Raw genomic sequence first — 17,550 nt, 5'->3', positions numbered from 1 at the left:
TAACACTAATAAATTGATATGAATCGACGTTTTTTTATATCAAAAATCGCTTTTTCCTTTTATAATCAATGTATATAGAAAGCGATTTCAGAAAGGGATGCTTATGAAAAAAGTACAGTTGCAAAAGTTGTTTGAGCAATTATCCACAACGGAAAAAATTGCCCAGACGATACAATTGAATGGGAGTTTGCTTGTCGAAAATGATGTTATGAATACGGGTCCTATGGAAGAATTAGGCCTATCTTCTAGTTTAAACATTTATGAAATTGGTTCAATCTATAATGTAAATGATTTTCAAAAATTGAAGCAGTTACAAAAAGATACATTAAATAAAAGTAAACATAAAATTCCAATGCTCTTTATGTCAGATGTTATTTATGGCTTTCGTACGATTTTTCCAATGCCCTTAGCCCAAGCTGGCTCTTATGATTTTGGATTGATTCAAAAAGCTGCTGAGCTAACTGCAAAGGAAAGTTATTTAAGTGGTTTACATGTATTATTTTCACCAATGTTAGATTTAGTGCGTGATCCTCGTTGGGGTCGTGTGATGGAATCGCCTGGTGAAGATGTCTATACAGCTAAACGTTTTGCTAGAAGTGTAGTGACTGGTTATCAAGGGGATGTTCAAGAACAGGTGCCAAAAAATCATGTCGCAGCTTGTATCAAGCATTTTGCAGGTTACGGAGCACCAGAAGCAGGACGAGAATATAATACAGTAGATATGTCTAATCAGCGCCTGTTTAACGAATATCTTCAGCCATATCAAGAAGCTATCGAGTCGCAAACGATGCTAGTAATGACAGCATTCAATTTATTAAATGGCGTTCCAGCTACAGGAAATCAATGGTTAAATCGGGAAATCTTGCGTGACCGTTTCTGTTTCGAAGGTGTTTTGGTTTCTGATTACGCTGCGGTGAAAGAATTGATTCCTCATGGCTATGCGAAAGATGAAGTTGATGCAGCGAGAAAAGCACTATTGGCTGGAGTAGATTTAGATATGATGACTTCTATCTATGCGAATCATTTACCACAGCTAGTGGAAGAACCTGAGTTCATGGCATTATTAGATGAAGCAGTTTGGCGTATTTTAGTTCTTAAAAATAAATTAGGACTATTTGAAAATCCTTATCGTGGATTGAATGAAGTTAACACAGGAGAAGTTTTAACTGATGAAGCCAAGTCAGTTGCCATTGAATTAGTAGAAAAAAGTTGTGTCTTACTAAAAAATCAAGGAAGTTTGCCACTTGAGAAAGGGCAAGCTATTGCGGTAATTGGTCCTTATGGTGAAAGCCGTTTGACATTAGGATTTTGGGCGTCAGTCAGTGGAAAGCCACAAGATACTGTAACTTTAAAAGAAGGGATGCTAGAACAATTTGATGCTGATCAGTTAACGTTTGCAAAAGGCTATAATCTCTTTGATTCTTATGAACCTTTTGGGCCTTTGAAAAAAGGGATCGAAAGGTTGAATGGCTCCATTGAAGATCCAGAAAAACTAGTAACAGAAGCTATTACGATCGCTGAAAAAGCAGACATCATTATTTTGACGATCGGAGAACAGTTTTTAGAAAGTGGTGAAGGCGCTTCAAAAACACGTTTACGTTTACCAGAAAAGCAAATGAATCTTCTGGAAAAATTAAAGCAGACAGGCAAACCCATTGTTGGCATATTATATACGGGCCGCCCATTAGTGCTAACGGATATTGTCGATTATTTTGATAGCTTACTATTAGTTTGGTATCCGGGAATTATGGGAGGAATTGGTATTGCTAATCTATTGTCAGGAAAAACGAGTCCTTCTGCGCGTTTATCGATGACTTTCCCAAGAAATGAAGGTCAAATTCCGATTTACCATGCACAATACACTACGGGCCGCCCATTAGCAAGTAGTAGTCATTCGGATCGTTTTGTTTCAAAATATATTGATGAAAGGAATGAGCCACTCTTCAAATTCGGTGTTGGTGAAAGTTACGCTAAATTTGCTAGTAAGCTTTTATCCGGAGAAATCGTGAATCAGCAAATAGAATTGCTCTGTCAAATTAAGAATTTATCTGATTTTGAGGCAAATACAGTAGCGCATATTTATCTTCATCAGGCTTCCGCTAGTATCGTGAGACCTGAAAGAAGGCTGATTACTAGCCAAATTATCCATCTTGCTGGAAAAGAAGAAAAACAATTGAAAATGCATTTAGTGATTCCTGATTTAGCTTTCTTTGACAATACAGGAACTCAGTTTGTTGAAGAAGGAAGTTATCAGTTTTATTTAGATGTCACTGGGGAAGAAAGTTCCGTTACTTTGGTCTATAAAAAATAGGGGAGTGTTATCATGCAAAAATTAGAATCATTTTTAAGTAGTAAATTATTGCCGTTATCCCAAAAGTTGCAACAAAACAAAGTTCTAGCCGCGTTAATGGAAGGTTTCATCCGTACTAGTCCGATTACACTTGGCGTCGCTTTGATCACCATTATTGGGAATTTTCCTTTTCCTGGGTGGATTAATTACCTAAAGTCGATTGGTGTTTATCCACATGTTGAAGCAATTACCAATGGTGCTATGGGTGTTTTCTCGCTATACGTTGTTTATAGCTTGGCCTTTTCTTATGCCAAACAATTAGAGACAAACGAACGAAACTCAGCCATTATTTCATTAGCAAGTTTTGTCATGCTAATGCCTCAAACGATTGTAACGACAGCAATGAAAGATGGTCATGCAGTAGATTCGACGATTGGAGCATTGCGCCTTGATTTCTTAGGTGGGCAAGGTCTCTTTATCGGTATGCTGATTGCGTTGTTAGTCACTCGCTTCTATGCTTACTTATCTAAGAAAAACATCATGATCAAATTACCTGATAGTGTGCCCCCAATGGTTACCCAATCCCTAGCTCCTGTCTTTGGAGTCACCATTATTTTTGTTATCATGTTTGTAATACGCGTATTGTTTGGTTTAACTGCTTCAGGTTCAGTCTTTCAATTCTTTATTGATGTCATTAATGCGCCACTCAATTCATTAGTCGCAAGCCCCTTATCGATTATCATTATTGTGGAACTATTAGCAGTGCTTTGGTTCTTCGGTATCCATAATGCTGTTTTACAAGGACCTTTAGGCGCGATTAGTATGACAATGGTGGTAACAAATATCTCGGCTTTCCAAAAAGGCCAAGACTTGCCATATTTAATTCCTTCAGTTATTTACACAGGTATGTATGCTGCAGGATTTATGGGGTTTGTTGCTTTCTTTATGATTCGTAGTAAGTCTGCCAAAATGAAGCAATTAGGGAAATTATCACTCGTCCCATCGATTTTCAATATTAATGAACCAGTTATGTTTGGGATGCCGATTATTTTGAATCCAATCTTCTTTATCCCGCAAGTATTTACACAATTGATTGCAGGTTTTGTTACTTGGGCTCTAGCAACCACGATTTTACCAATCTCTTTGAATCCGACGATGAGTTTACTACCTTGGACGACACCAACTTTTATTAAAATGCCATTCGCTGGTGGGCTAAACTACACGATTTTACTGGTCATTTGTATGTTAATCAGTATCGTTATGTGGTATCCATTCGTTAAAATCGCTGACAAAAGAGAATATGAATTAGAACTTGCAGCAGAAGCAAATAAAGAAAAAGAAACTGCTGAAGAAATAAAGGCTGAAGGAGTCCAAGCTTAATGGAGGTCGAAGGAAATGGCTATTTTAGGAATTGATATCGGTGGCACAATGATTAAAGTTGGTTTCGTCCACCAGGAACAAATTTCCCAAAAAAAAAGTTTCCTAACACCAAAGACTTTTGAAGAATTTCAACAATTATTATCACAAATTGTCGTGGAATATGCTGGAATTCATCCGATTGATAAAGTCGCTTTTTCAGTACCTGGTTCGGTTAACGAATCGGGTACTGTCTTCTTTGGTGGGGCTGTACCCTATCTCAATGAAGTCAGCTTAGCGGATTTATTGAAGCTACAAAAAGTAAAAGTGGTAGTAGAAAATGATGCTAAAGCAGCCACTTTAGGTGAGATGACTTACGGGCACTTAAAAGATGTTAAACAAGGTGCAGCAATCATTTTGGGAACAGGTGTCGGCGTTGGAATCTGTATGGATGGCAAACTTTATAAAGGTAATCATTTTCAAGCGGGAGAAGTGAGTTTCATGATTCGTGACCGCGTGATCACCGGAATGGATTCTTTTGTCGGCGTTGGCCTTTCAGCGGTTCAATTAGTTAAAAAATTAGCAGAGCATCTAAGTGCTGAAAACGATGGGAAAAGAGTTTTTGAAGAATTAGCAATGGCTGAAAATGCCCAAGCACAAGAAGTATTATTAAATTATTGCAAAGAAGTGGCTACGCTTTGCTTTAATATCCAAAGCCTATTAGATATTGAAAAAATTGTGATTGGCGGTGGTATAAGTCAACAAGCGTGTTTGATTCAGACCATCCAAACCGTTTATCAAGGTTTATTTCGCGTAGCACCAATTATTCAAAAAACGCTGCAACCTGTTACGATTGAAGCCGCTAAATTTAAAGCAGATGCCAATTTAATAGGAGCAGCAGCAAAAGGAGTCTTACAATGACAAATAAATTTCCAAAAGATTTTTTATGGGGCGCTTCCACTAGTGCTTATCAGGTCGAAGGAGCCTGGAACGAAGATAACAAAGGGCCTTCTGTACAAGATGTTAAAGAAATACCAGCAGGAACCACAGATTTTAAAGTGGCTACGGATCACTATCATCGCTATGAAGAAGATGTTAAATTGTTCAAAGAGCTAGGATTAAAAGCTTACCGTTTTTCTATTTCTTGGAGTCGTGTCATGCCTGATGGTGTGGTTAATCCTGAAGGCATTCAGTTTTATAAGAATTTAATCCAGCTGCTTTTAGATAACCAGATCCAACCAGTTGTTACTGTATTTCATTTTGATTTACCCGTTTACATTGCTGAACAGGGCGGTTGGGAAAAACGTGAAACAATTCAAGCCTTTGCAGATTATTGCCAAGTACTATTCGAACATTTCGGTCAAAAAGTCCCCCTTTGGCAAACGATCAATGAACAAAATGTAATGGCATTAGCTGGTTCGATAATCGGCACTAGTAATAAAACTATGAAAGAAAAATTTCAAGAAAACCACCATATGCTAGTTGCTCAAGCTTTAGTAACAAAACAATTTCACGAAGGAAACTACATTGGGAAAATTGGACCAGCACCCAATATTGCGAGCGTTTATGCAGCTTCAGATAAGCCAGACGATCAAATAGCCGCTTTATACATGAGTGCTCTACGCAATTGGTTATTTTTAGATGTCGCTGTTTTCGGTAAATATAACCATAACGCTTGGCATTTGTTGGAAAAAATCGGGGCAGCACCACAAGTCACTGAGGAAGATCGCCAAACTCTGGCAGCAGGTTCTTGTGATTATATTGCTTTCAATTACTACAATACAATGACTGTTTCTAGTTACTTTGAAAAAGACCAAAGAATTGATCAGCAATCTGGCTTCGGTATTCCAGGTTTTTTCCAAACCGTAGAAAATAAACATTTGCCAATGACTGAATTTGGTTGGCCAATTGATCCTGAAGGCTTTAGATTTACTTTAAACGAAATTTATTCTCGTTACCGTTTACCACTACTCGTTACCGAAAATGGCATTGGTGCTAAAGATCAATTAATAGATGGAAAAGTCCATGACCAGTACCGAATTGACTATCTGGAACAACACATTCAACAAATGGAACGAGCGATTGAAGATGGCGTTGAAGTTTTAGGTTATTGCCCTTGGAGTGCCATTGATTTGATTAGCACACATGAAGGAATTGCTAAGCGCTATGGCTTTATCTATGTCAATCGCACAGATGACGAATTACTAGATTTGGCTCGTTATAAAAAGGATAGCTTTTATTGGTATCAAAACGTGATTGAAAAAAATGGATTAGATAAGAGATAGATGCTTTTAATTAGATGAAAATAGCTTCTCGGCACAGCTATAAAAGAGTAGCTGTGCTGTTTGCTTGCGCTTAAAACACGCATTGATTGACGAAACAAGACAAAGTTTGATACGGTAATTTTGAGGTGAGAATACATGACTATTTTTGATCAAATGGCTAAAAAATACGACACAGAAGAACGTATCTATATCGCAAGTCAAATCGCAAATGAAATCAAGCATTACCTTGGCCCAGAATCCAAAACGAAAAAAGCGATTGACTTTGGCACAGGAACAGGCCTCGTCGGTTTACAGCTTGCTACTGAATTTAAGGAGCTAATCATGATCGATATTGCCAAACAAATGATTGAACAAGTAAATAAAAAAATTACTGATCAGAACATAACAAACGCGAAGACTTTAGTCACGGATTTAAGCCAAAATGTATCGGACAATTTACACACAGATTATCTATTCATGTCACAAGTCCTTTTGCATGTAAAAGAAATCAAAGCGCTTTTAAGAAATATCTTGCACACCTTAAGCCAATCTGGAAAACTGATTATTGTCGACTTTGATAAAAATCCTAATGTCCCATCTGACCGGGTACATAATGGCTTTCGACAACAAGATCTCCAGATAACACTTGAAAAAATAGGTTTTAAAAACATCCAGTCAAGAACCTTCTATCATGGAGAAAAAATGTTTATGAACCAAGATGCCTCGTTGTTTTCGTTAATTGCTGAAAAAGCTTAATAAAGTAGATCAGGCTGTTTTTCATGCTCCTTTAAAAAGTCCGTGATTAAATTAGCAAATTTACTTGTCTCTTCTTCTACTAAAAAAGCATCGTGTCCGTATTCTGAATCAACCTCAACATATGTGACTGGAACTTGAGCCGCTTTTAGCACATTATGATGACGGCGTAAATCGTGAATCCGGAATAGTTGATCGCTTGTAATACCAATCATTAGGTAGGGGATTCGAATGGTCTCACAACATGAAATTTCTCCACTTCTTGGCACAGTAACATCAAATAAATCGATCGCTTTAGTTAAAAATAAATAGCTATTCGCATCAAAGCGTTCAACAAAAGCATCGCCTTGATAATGTAAATACGATTCAACTTGAAAGTGCTCTTTAGAAAATGCAGAAGGAGAACTTTCGCTAACAGTAAAGCGTTTGAAGCGTTTAGAAAAGAGCTCACTTGTTCGGTAAGTCATCATTCCTATCATTCGAGCAGTGGCCAGTCCGCCTTCTGGTTGCCCATCATAATTTCCTTCGTTAAAATCTGGATCATTTAAAATGGCCATACGCATAATCAAATTATAACCAATTGCGTCAGGACCGGCTGCAAGTGGCGAAGCAATATTAATCGCTGTGTCAGTTATGTCAGGATAATCAATCGCCCACTGTGTTGCCTGCATACCACCCATTGAGCCGCCGATAACCGCGATAAGATGCCGAATCTCTAAAGCTGTTAGTAGCTCACGCTGTAGTCGAATGATATCTTTTATACTAAACCCGGGAAAAGTTAGCCGAAAAGCTTTTCCTGTTTTAGGGTTGAGAGAAGAAGGACCAGTTGTGCCACTACACCCGCCAAATACATTCGTACAAATAATAAAATATTTTGTTGTATCAAGCGCTTTACCAGGTCCAATATAAGAATCCCACCAACCAGCTTCATCTTCTGCAAAGTGTTTAGCTGCATGTGCAGTTCCTGTCAACGCATGCTCTAATAAAATAACATTATCCCCTGTTTTATTTAAAATTCCGTATGTTTCATAGCCGATCATGACTTCAGTTAATTTCGCACCATTTTCAAGAATAAATGGCGTTTCTTCAAACAACACTACTTGTTTTAATCCCATATTTTCACATCCTTTTTATAAAATAAAAAGCCCCTCTGGAAAGATACCAGAAGGGACAAATTTTGCAGCATAGAATTGTACCAACTTATCTTTTCAGAAAAAATTTCTGCTGGAATTAGCACCGTGAAATAAATTTCGGTTGCTAAGGCTTCATCGGGCCAGTCCCTCCACCTTTCTTGATAAGAAAACGATTAAATTACATTTATAATACGTTGAATTGATATAATTGTCAATCACTTATCCTACATTTAGCGTTTTAAAAGGGCGAGTAAAGGGTATTTAAATAGCATAGACAGAAGGAAAGGAAGGGTTTTAAGGTGAAGAACTTGACGAGAATTTTAATATTAATTATGGGGATTTTGATGGTTGGCCTTGGTTTTTGGCTAATGTGGAACCCAGTAGCATCTTTACTTGCACTTAACGTTTTTATTGCTACGATCCTTTTAATATCAGGTGTTTTTCAGACGGTTACATATTTTTCTGATCGAAGTAGCCAACATGTTTCAGGATGGGTATTAGCTAACGGGATTTTATCGTTGCTATTAGGTATCTTTCTTTTATCAAACCAGGTTGTCGGTGCGGCAACGCTTGTTCTAATATTTACAATCTGGATTCTCTTTACTGGCATTATGCGTACAGTTGGCGCATTTAGTGCTAGAGATTATCAAGCTAGTGGCTGGGGTTTTCTACTAGTCGTTGGGATTTTAGGAATCATTCTAGGAATTATTGCAATGATCAATCCGCTTGTCAGTGCGATTGGCATTGCTATTATTGTTGGTCTGTTTTTCGTTATAGAAGGTCTTGGCGCAATTGCCACCTTTTTCTTTACAAGTAAAATGAAATAGTAGGACTTGTTTAAAAAATATAGCGTAGGTGCTACAGTTCGAACACGACAAATCGATAGAAAGCGTTTTTATTTAAAAAGTTTGCTAGAATCGGAGCGTACGATTGTACGTGAGAACCGGAAATCTGGCAAACTTTTTAAATGCGAACGCTTGCCGTCGATTTAGTTTGTGCATGCCCAAACTCCTTTTTGTTGATCATCTGAGTGGAAAAGCATAAGCTAGTAATAATACGAAAAGAAAGTGAGGACAAAGAATGTATATTCGTGCACTGGAAGAAGATGATTTGCTTGATATTCATAAATTAAACAATCGATTGCATATTATGGCTTATTGGTTTGAAGAGCCCTATGAATCTTTAAGTGAGCTCAAAAGCTTATATCTAAAACACATTTATGATGAATCAGAGCGCCGTTTTGTTATTATTGAAAACAAAAGCTTTGCTGGAGTGATTGAACTGGTTGAAATTAATTACATTCATCGTAATTGTGAAATTCAAGTGATTATTAAAGAAGATTATCAAGGAAAAGGTTTGGCGCAAAAAGCAATGGAGCAAGGGATAAATTATGCTTTTCAAATACTTAATTTGCATAAAATTTATCTATATGTGGATATTGAAAATAAAGGAGCCATTCATATTTATCAAAAACTAGGTTTTCAAATCGAAGGGACAATGATTGAACAGTTTTATATGAAAGGCGAGTACCGGGATAGTTACTTTATGGGGCTATTAAAAAGAAATTGGAATCAATAATTAGCCATATGATTAGTGGATAGCCTTTCTTATTAAAAAGGTTATCCACTGACAAGGCTATCCTTTTATTCTTTTTTCACTTGCTCTACTTCGACCACTCGAAAGCCTTTTTTATTTAAGCGTTGAACGATGATATCTTTTGTGTTAGCCGTTGTATCAAGAGGTAAGGAGATAAGAACACGGCGAATAAAATCATCAGTTTGATTATCTAAAGTGATTAAGTTTGAGATCGAAGTATAGCGATCAATAATTTTTGTGATTTTGGTAAGCGCACCAGGAACCTCGCCAGTTGCAACAGTCAAAACATAACTTGTTGTACTAACATTCCAAGCATCTTCTAATAGGCCGAGTAATTTTCCATGCGTTAAAATGCCATAGAAAGTACCATTTTCATTTAAAACGGTGATAAAAGGTAATTCCTTAATTGTAAAAAAAACTTCAAAGAATGAAGAATTAACGTTGATGTGTTTTGTTTTATTTTTTAGTAATGAGGTGACAGGTTCCATTAGGCTACCGCCATTAGCTGCATGTCGATAAATGTGCATCTTGTAAATATTACCGAGAAATTTTTCTCCGGTCTCATCAAGAACGGGGACACAGCGGTATCCTGATTTTTCCAATAAATCAATAGCTTCTTTTAGTGTGGCCGTTTTCGAAACAGTGGTTAACTTGATTTTTGGAATACAAAGATTTTTGATTAACATGACAGTCACTCCATTCATTTCTTATTTATACCTATTTTAGCTTAAAGCATGTGGATAGTACAGCGACAATAAAAAAGCACTTCACAAAAGCGAAGTACGTGGTTGCTTAATTGCAATAAACATGTTATAGTAAATGGATGTCATCTTTTATGTATAATTATTTAATTCTATCTCATTTCAATTATACATAAAAGATTGATTTTTGTCAAGTGATAAATGGAGGGTTTTTTTATGAAAGATAGCGAATGGCAAAAAGAACAGGCGCGTGTTGATTATACAATCCAACAAATTAATAAACGAGAAAATGAATTGATCCATTTGATTGAAAAAGTCAGACAAGAAGCAAGTCATATTCGTACTAATTTTTGGGAAGATGTTCGTGTTAATTTGAATGAGCTTGATGATGTATCGGAAACCAATGCCAGCATCCGTCAGCAAGAACATTTTTTGCGAGAACGTGAGCGGAATTATCAACATTCTGAAAAACAAATTCGCGCGTTTAAAAAAATGAAAAGCTCGCCTTATTTTGCGCGCATTGATGTTGCTGAAAAAGATGAAAAAACAGAATCGCTTTATATTGGGATTTCTTCTTTTTTAGATGAAGAGGATCATTTCCTTGTATATGATTGGCGTGCACCAATTGCTAGTATTTATTATGATGGAGGGATGGGTGAAGCAGTTTATAATACGCCTGAAGGAAAATTGAAGGTGGATGTTAAGCTTAAGCGGCAATATACCATTAAAAAGGCTGTCATTCAGAGGATGTTTGATACAACCGAAGCGATCGGGGATGAAATGTTACAAGAAGTGCTTGGTGAGGGTTCAAGTGCACAAATGAAAAGCATTGTTTCTACGATTCAACGGGAACAAAATCAAATTATTCGTGATACAACAAGTGATTTATTGTTTGTCCAGGGTGCTGCAGGAAGTGGGAAAACATCAGCTATTTTACAGCGGATTGCTTATTTGCTTTATCGTTTTCGTGAAGGACTGGATGAAACGCAAATGATGATTTTTTCGCCTAATCGCTTGTTTAACCATTATATTGCCAATGTACTGCCTGAACTTGGTGAAAAAAATATGGTACAGACAACTTTTCACGATTTTGCTAGTGTTAGACTAAAGCGCATGGAAATGAAAAGTCTATTTGAACAGTTTGAAGCACGTGAAAAAAAGCAATATAAAAATATTTTAGCTTTAAAAGAGTCCCTTGTTTTTTACCAATTAGTGAAGCGTTATGCAGCAGAACTTGGGGATTTAATTCAATTTAAGAATATTAAATTTCGTGGGAAAATAATCATTTCAAAACAAGAAATTCAAGCGATCTATGCTTCATTTCCTGCTTATTTTAAGCGAATAGAGAAGCTTCAAGAAACCAGTAAAAAATTGCGAGAACGGCTTTATGTCATCATGAATCAAGAAGCTAAAAAAGACTGGATTAAGGATGAAATTGAATTGCTTAGTGAAGAAAATTATCATGCCTTAGTGCCAACACATTTAGAGTTTAGCAGTTTTGAAGAGGAGGAAGACTATTTAGCCAAGAAACTGGTTCGCTTAAAATTTAAAAATACCCATGAACAAATTAAGCAGCACGATTATTTTCACCTTAAACAACAATACGTTCAATTTATAAAAAAAGTGCCACAATTACTTGATTTAAAGGATTTTAATATTCGTTTAGAGGAATGGGAAGCTGAAAGAAAACAATTGATGGTGCGGCTGAATGCGAATCAAATCGCATTGGAAGATGTTGTTTTCTTTTTGGAGCTAGAAGATCAACTAACTGGTAAAGAGACCATGCGAGCGATGAAGTTTGTGTTTATTGATGAGATTCAAGATTATACACCTGCACAAATTGCGTATTTAAGATCTATTTTCCCAAGTAGCCATTTTACATTATTGGGGGATTTGAATCAAGCGATCTTTAAAACAAAGCAAACTGAAAGGTCACTCATCGATGAAATTCTTCATTTATTTGATCCTTCACGTGCGCGGCAAATCGAACTGAAGAAAAGTTATCGTTCAACATATGAGATTACGCAATTTACAAGAGATATTATTCAAGATGAAAATCAGATTATACCTTTTGAACGACATGGTGAATTGCCACAAATTGTTGAAGCAAAAAGTTATTTAGAAATGATGGATAAAATTGTGAAGCAAGCAAAGGCGATGCAAGAAAAATATGGGATGGTAGCGATTATTGGTAAAAATAAGGAAAGCTGCGAGCATTGTTATCTTTCCTTATATCAGCAAATGGAGGTGCGCCTGATTCATTTAGATAATCAAAAACTAATCGATGGGATTATGATCATTCCTTCCTATTTAGCAAAAGGATTGGAATTTGATGGAGTCATTGTGTTAGATGCTTCCGATGAAAATTATCATTTGGAAGAAGAACGAACGCTTCTTTATACGATTTGTTCGCGAGCAATGCACCAACTTTTTATTATAAGTGAAGGCAAGCCATCGCGTTTATTACCGATTCAAGAATAATTTTTTGCTGGTATAGGGATTTTATAAGGAGTATAATGATTATTGTCATTAAAGTGGGGAAGGAAAAATAAAAGAAAGAGGGTAAAAATGAATGAATGCAGAAAAAGGGAAGACCTTTTTTGGACATCCACGTGGGCTAGCAACCTTGTTTTTTACAGAGTTTTGGGAGCGTTTCTCTTACTATGGGATGCGAGCGATTTTAATTTATTATATGTACACACGTGTTACAGATGGAGGGCTAGGTTTTAGTCAATCCACATCTACTGCGGTTATGTCGATTTATGGTTCACTTGTATTCATGTCGGGCGTTATTGGTGGGTTTGCAGCGGATCGAATCATGGGAGCTCGGCGAACTATTTTTTATGGCGGCGTGTTAATTATGTGTGGGCACATTGTTTTAGCGCTTCCTTTAGGAGCAGGCGCTTTGTTTGTTTCGATGGCACTAATTATTTTAGGGACAGGCTTTTTAAAACCTAACGTATCCAATGTTGTTGGCGATTTGTATGACAAAAATGATAATCGCCGTGATGCTGGTTTTAGTATTTTTTATATGGGGATTAATTTAGGAGCCTTTGTTGCGCCTTTCATTGTTTCTGGTGTTCAAGGTGTAGCAAATAATTATCATGCTGGCTTTTTGATGGCAGGGATTGGGATGGCAATTGGACTGATTGTTTATTTAATTACAGGCCGTCTTTACTTAAAAGATGCAGGGAAGCAAGTTCCAAATCCACTTAAAAAAGAAGAGACAACGAAGATCGTTACTTACGGGATTAGTGTGATTGTTGCTTTAGCTCTATTGTTTGGGACTTTAGGCTTGATTACAGGGAATTTTAGCTTAAAGACGGTTATTTTAGCGATTACTATTTTGGGTGTTCTTGTTCCGCTTGCTTATTTTATTATTATGTTGACGAGCAAAAAAACAACCGCAGAAGAACATGCGCGGTTATATGCTTATATTCCTCTTTTTTTGATTGCGGTCTTGTTTTGGATGATTGAAGAGCAGGGCTCGACTACACTCGCTATTTTTGCAGCTGAAAGAACGAATTTAGACTTCTTTGGGTGGAAACTTAATCCGGCTAATTTCCAGTCACTTAATCCGGTCTTTATTATTATTTTGTCGCCAGTATTTGCTTGGATTTGGACAAAGCTTGGTGAAAGACAACCTTCGATCCCCCGAAAATTTGCTTATGGCTTATTTTTTGCTGGACTGAGTTTTGTGATCATGATGTTACCTGGAATCATTCATGGAAATACGAGTACGCTTGTTAGCCCACTTTGGCTTGTTGCAAGCTTTCTAATTTGTATCATTGGCGAAATGTGTATTTCACCAGTTGGCTTATCGGCAACAACAAAACTCGCACCGGCTGCTTTTTCGTCCCAAACAATGAGTCTTTGGTTTTTATCAGATGCAATGGCGCAAGCGTTTAATGCACAAGCAACGCAATTTTTCAATGCAAAAACGGAGATTGTCTATTTTGGAATAACAGGCTTTGTTGCGATTATTTTTGCTATTTTCCTTTTTATTATTTCACCGATTTTGAAAAAACAAATGAAGGGCGTTCGTTAAGTAAGTGGAAAAATCCATGCTATAAAAAGACTAACTTTTTGGGGTCAAAACACTATTAGCCACGGTGAATATCCATTTTGTAAAAGTCTCTGAACCTTATTGGCGTGTTTAATTTTCTTTCGATCATACCTTCTCTTTGTAACGGGTTTAATAGGGTTAATTTATATAACGATAAAAAGAAAGAAGGAAAGTTCGGCTAATTTGTACCATAAATCAGTCGACCTTTCCTTCCTATAGATTACTTATTAATCACTAACCTTCTTGTATAAACCGCCTGACCAGAGTGCATTACAGCATCATCAATGATGGATACAATACGAGTTGCACGCGTAACGACGGGATCCCAATTTGCATCAATAATTTCATCAAGGCTTTCTTCCTCAAGTGTATTTAAAAAAGACGTTGTAAAGTCGATACTGGCGTTTAAATAATCTAGCAAGATTGCTTTATCTGAAACAATCACTTTAGCTGCTTCTTGAGGAGTATGATGCCAATCCTCCGTATCATCAGGTAAATCCAATCCAAATTTTTCTTTCCATCCTTGGCTTAACCACAGTGGTTGACTCTTGTTTAAATCAGAAATTTGATAATCAAGCTCTCGTGCCGTGTGCCAAATTAACCAAGTGACGGATTTAATTAACGGAGCAGGCATTGTATTGCTTTCAGCTACGCTCATTTGATTTAAGGACTCTTCAAAACGTTCTTTAGCCCGTGCTAAAGTATCAATTGATAATTGTGTGAATTTCATTATAAAACCTCCTTTGCGTAAACATTCATTCCTATCGCTAAACTATTGTTAATATACCCACTTCAACGTTTATTTACACAAAAATAGAGACGTTCCTGTCATCGAATTTATTAGAGATCTCGATGACAGGAACGTTATTTTGAAAAGGAGTGAAGTGTTTACTTCATAAATTTTACACAAACAGGTTCAGGCACTTTGATGTTTTTTTGTAAAAGCTTTAATGTTCCAGTTTGTTTCTCTACTTTAAATACGGTGATATTATTTGAATTTTCGTTAGCAGCAATCAGAATTTCACCACTTGGATCAAGATCAAAGTCGCGTGGTCCATCTCCCTCAACAGAAACGGTTTCGTTAAGTGTTAGTGTTCCATCTGTTTCATTTATGGTAAAACTTACAATCGCATCTTGTCCACGATTTGAAATATAGAGAAATCTTCCGTCAGTTGAAATATGAATCGCACTTCCTTTATAGGCTTTGGTAAAATTAGTTGGTAAAGTAGGGATTGTTTGAATCATATTCAATTGGCCACTGGCAGCATCGTATTCACAAACGATTACTTCAGAAGTAAGCTCTGTCATAATATATACATATTGCCCATTTGGATGAAATACTAGGTTACGTGGCCCACTACCTGGCGTTACTTTTAAGCTGCTGGTTTCTTTTAAAGAAGCATCCGCTTCACGGTAAGTTGTTACGTGATCTGTTCCCAAATCACAAGTTATGACAAATTTTTGGTCGGGTGAAAAACCAGCAAAATGCGCGTGTGGCTTTTCTTGACGCTCGTGGACGCTTTTTCCGATGTGTTGAATTTCGCTCACAGAGTCTGTTAATGCACCACTTTTTGTCTGATAGCTTATAATTTGGCCTAGGTGATAATTAGCAGAAACAACAACACTACCGTCATCAGAAGCATCAACATAGCATGGAGGATTTCCCGGCTTCACTTTTTTATTCAATAAATCAAGTGTACCATCTTCAAGGAGTTTAAATGCTGCGATACCGCCTTTTTCACCATCTTTAGCTACGGAATATAGATAATTTCCGTCCGTTGTAATTTTTAAATAGGTGGGATTGCTCATTTTTCCAGCGAGTTCACTTTGAACGATTTCACCCGTATTTTTGTCGACAACTAAGCGGTAAATTCCTTCACTTTCAGATTTTGTATATGTACCAATATAAGCAGTTACAGTATTTGTTTGCATTAAAATTCTTCCTCCTTTTTAGTGGATAAATAAGCTTGTAAGGATATTTACCCACTATTCCTTTGTTTAAATCACACCTTGTGCAATCATGGCATCAGCGACTTTTAGGAATCCAGCAATATTTGCCCCAACAATGAGGTTACCTTCTTCACCATATTCTTTCGCGATAACGCTTGTGCGTGTATGAATATTGCGCATGATTTTTTGTAGTTCATGGTCGACTTCTTCAAAGTGCCAGGAAAGCCGTGCACTGTTTTGTGCCATTTCAAGTGCTGAAACAGCTACACCACCAGCATTTGCTGCTTTTGACGGGGCAAATGGGATGTGGTTATCTTGAAATGTTTTAATCGCTTCTAGTGTTGAGGGCATATTTGCACCTTCAGCTACTGCTTTTACACCATTTTTTATTAATAATTTAGCGATTTTTTCATCGATTTCATTTTGTGTGGCGCAAGGTAAAGCGATATCACATTTAAGCTCGAATACGCTTTTATTTGCTGTAAACGTGGCGTTTTTATGATGCTTAGGATATTCACTAATTCGTTTTCTTTCCACCTCTTTTATTTGCTTCACAGTATCTACATCGATACCGTCTGGATCATAAATATAACCACTTGAATCGCTGCAACCAATAACCGTTGCACCAAGATGAATGGCTTTTTCCATGGCATAAATGGCTACATTACCTGATCCAGAAACAACCACTTTTTGGTCTTTGATCTTCATATCGTAATCTTTTAGCATTTCAGTTGTAAAATAGACCACGCCATATCCTGTTGCTTCAGTTCTAGCCAGGCTACCTCCATAACCAAGGCCTTTACCGGTTAAAGATCCGGCATGAAAAGCTCCTGTCATTCGCTTATACTGACCAAAAAGAAAGCCAATTTCACGTGGGCCAACACCAACATCACCAGCGGGAATATCCGTGTTTGGGCCAATATGTTTGGCGAGCTCAGTCATGAAGCTTTGGGCAAAGCGCATAACTTCTTCATCTGACTTTCCTTTAGGGTCAAAATTTGAACCCCCTTTACCACCACCAATTGGAAGCCCAGTTAAAGCATTTTTAAAAATTTGTTCAAAACCTAAAAATTTCACAATACTACTATTTACGGTTGGATGAAAACGCAAGCCGCCTTTGTAAGGACCAATAGCACTATTAAATTGGACACGAAAGCCGCGATTTACTTGAACTTTTCCATGATCATCTACCCACGGGATACGAAAAGAAACTAAACGTTCGGGTTCTGTTAAGCGTTCTAAAATAGCGTTCTGCTCAAATTTAGAATCTTTTATTAGTGCAGGTGTAATGGTAGTCAAGAATTCTTCTACTGCTTGATGAAATTCAACTTCAGCAGGATCCCGTTCTTTTATGCTTTCAAAAATGCGCTTTGTGTATTTTTCGGCAGCAGCTTGTTTTGAAATGGTCATATTTACTCGCTCCTTTATCTGCGAAATTCAT

Annotated in this window: 14 protein-coding genes and 1 riboswitch; of the genes, 9 read left to right on the top strand and 5 right to left on the bottom strand. The window is 37.0% G+C overall.

Features of this window, described 5'->3' with window-relative positions:
• Positions 1–103 precede the first annotated feature (103 nt).
• The 5 genes from G6Q10_RS07900 to G6Q10_RS07880 all read left to right on the top strand — a co-directional run bounded on the left by G6Q10_RS07900 (position 104) and on the right by G6Q10_RS07880 (position 6,666).
• Entirely contained in the window at positions 104–2,311 is a 2,208-nt protein-coding gene (locus G6Q10_RS07900) for a glycoside hydrolase family 3 N-terminal domain-containing protein (protein ID WP_163654866.1), read from the top strand.
• Between the two features lie 12 nt (positions 2,312–2,323).
• Positions 2,324–3,670 (top strand): PTS sugar transporter subunit IIC, encoded by a 1,347-nt coding sequence (locus G6Q10_RS07895; RefSeq protein WP_163654863.1) that lies wholly within the window; start codon positions 2,324–2,326, stop codon positions 3,668–3,670.
• A 15-nt stretch (positions 3,671–3,685) separates the two neighbouring features.
• Entirely contained in the window at positions 3,686–4,567 is an 882-nt protein-coding gene (locus G6Q10_RS07890) for an ROK family protein (RefSeq protein ID WP_163654861.1), read from the top strand.
• On the top strand, positions 4,564–5,931 hold the full coding sequence (locus G6Q10_RS07885) for a glycoside hydrolase family 1 protein (RefSeq protein ID WP_163654859.1): 1,368 nt from the start codon (positions 4,564–4,566) through the stop codon (positions 5,929–5,931). Before G6Q10_RS07890 ends, G6Q10_RS07885 begins: the two co-directional genes overlap by 4 nt.
• 135 nt (positions 5,932–6,066) lie before the next feature.
• Positions 6,067–6,666: a class I SAM-dependent methyltransferase gene (locus tag G6Q10_RS07880; protein WP_163654857.1), complete on the top strand. Its 600-nt coding sequence runs from the start codon at positions 6,067–6,069 to the stop codon at positions 6,664–6,666.
• Here the strand turns inward: G6Q10_RS07880 and G6Q10_RS07875 are convergent.
• The gene (locus G6Q10_RS07875) at positions 6,663–7,778 is read right to left on the bottom strand and encodes a homoserine O-acetyltransferase MetX (RefSeq protein WP_163654855.1); all 1,116 of its coding nucleotides are present in this window, start codon (positions 7,776–7,778) and stop codon (positions 6,663–6,665) included. The genes G6Q10_RS07880 and G6Q10_RS07875 overlap by 4 nt on opposite strands.
• A gap of 82 nt (positions 7,779–7,860) precedes the next feature.
• Positions 7,861–7,964, bottom strand: a riboswitch (SAM riboswitch).
• 131 nt (positions 7,965–8,095) lie between these two features.
• On the opposite strand from G6Q10_RS07875, the gene G6Q10_RS07870 reads away from it, so the two are divergent.
• Both G6Q10_RS07870 and G6Q10_RS07865 read left to right on the top strand, forming a co-directional pair.
• Entirely contained in the window at positions 8,096–8,623 is a 528-nt protein-coding gene (locus G6Q10_RS07870; protein ID WP_163654853.1) for an HdeD family acid-resistance protein, read from the top strand.
• A 253-nt stretch (positions 8,624–8,876) separates the two neighbouring features.
• On the top strand, positions 8,877–9,374 hold the full coding sequence (locus tag G6Q10_RS07865; RefSeq protein ID WP_163654851.1) for a GNAT family N-acetyltransferase: 498 nt from the start codon (positions 8,877–8,879) through the stop codon (positions 9,372–9,374).
• A 65-nt stretch (positions 9,375–9,439) separates the two neighbouring features.
• Here the strand turns inward: G6Q10_RS07865 and cbpA are convergent, their stop codons facing one another.
• The gene (cbpA, locus tag G6Q10_RS07860; protein WP_163654849.1) at positions 9,440–10,078 is read right to left on the bottom strand and encodes a cyclic di-AMP binding protein CbpA; all 639 of its coding nucleotides are present in this window, start codon (positions 10,076–10,078) and stop codon (positions 9,440–9,442) included.
• Positions 10,079–10,309: 231 nt separating this feature from the next.
• On the opposite strand from cbpA, the gene helD reads away from it, so the two are divergent.
• Positions 10,310–12,574, top strand: a complete 2,265-nt coding sequence (helD, locus tag G6Q10_RS07855; protein ID WP_163654847.1) for an RNA polymerase recycling motor HelD — start codon at positions 10,310–10,312, stop codon at positions 12,572–12,574.
• A 91-nt stretch (positions 12,575–12,665) separates the two neighbouring features.
• Positions 12,666–14,141 (top strand): peptide MFS transporter, encoded by a 1,476-nt coding sequence (locus tag G6Q10_RS07850; RefSeq protein ID WP_163654845.1) that lies wholly within the window; start codon positions 12,666–12,668, stop codon positions 14,139–14,141.
• A gap of 238 nt (positions 14,142–14,379) precedes the next feature.
• Here the strand turns inward: G6Q10_RS07850 and G6Q10_RS07845 are convergent, their stop codons facing one another.
• The 3 genes from G6Q10_RS07845 to gdhA form a co-directional block, all read right to left on the bottom strand.
• The gene (locus G6Q10_RS07845; protein WP_163654843.1) at positions 14,380–14,889 is read right to left on the bottom strand and encodes a DinB family protein; all 510 of its coding nucleotides are present in this window, start codon (positions 14,887–14,889) and stop codon (positions 14,380–14,382) included.
• A gap of 158 nt (positions 14,890–15,047) precedes the next feature.
• On the bottom strand, positions 15,048–16,091 hold the full coding sequence (locus tag G6Q10_RS07840) for a lactonase family protein (protein ID WP_163654841.1): 1,044 nt from the start codon (positions 16,089–16,091) through the stop codon (positions 15,048–15,050).
• Between the two features lie 66 nt (positions 16,092–16,157).
• Complete coding sequence (gene gdhA / locus G6Q10_RS07835; RefSeq protein ID WP_163654839.1) at positions 16,158–17,519, bottom strand: NADP-specific glutamate dehydrogenase; 1,362 nt, start codon at positions 17,517–17,519, stop codon at positions 16,158–16,160.
• Positions 17,520–17,550: the final 31 nt, after the last annotated feature.

The organism is Listeria sp. PSOL-1 (assembly GCF_902806445.1).
Taxonomy (GTDB): domain Bacteria; phylum Bacillota; class Bacilli; order Lactobacillales; family Listeriaceae; genus Listeria.
This window is presented reverse-complemented; position numbering and strand designations above follow the sequence as displayed.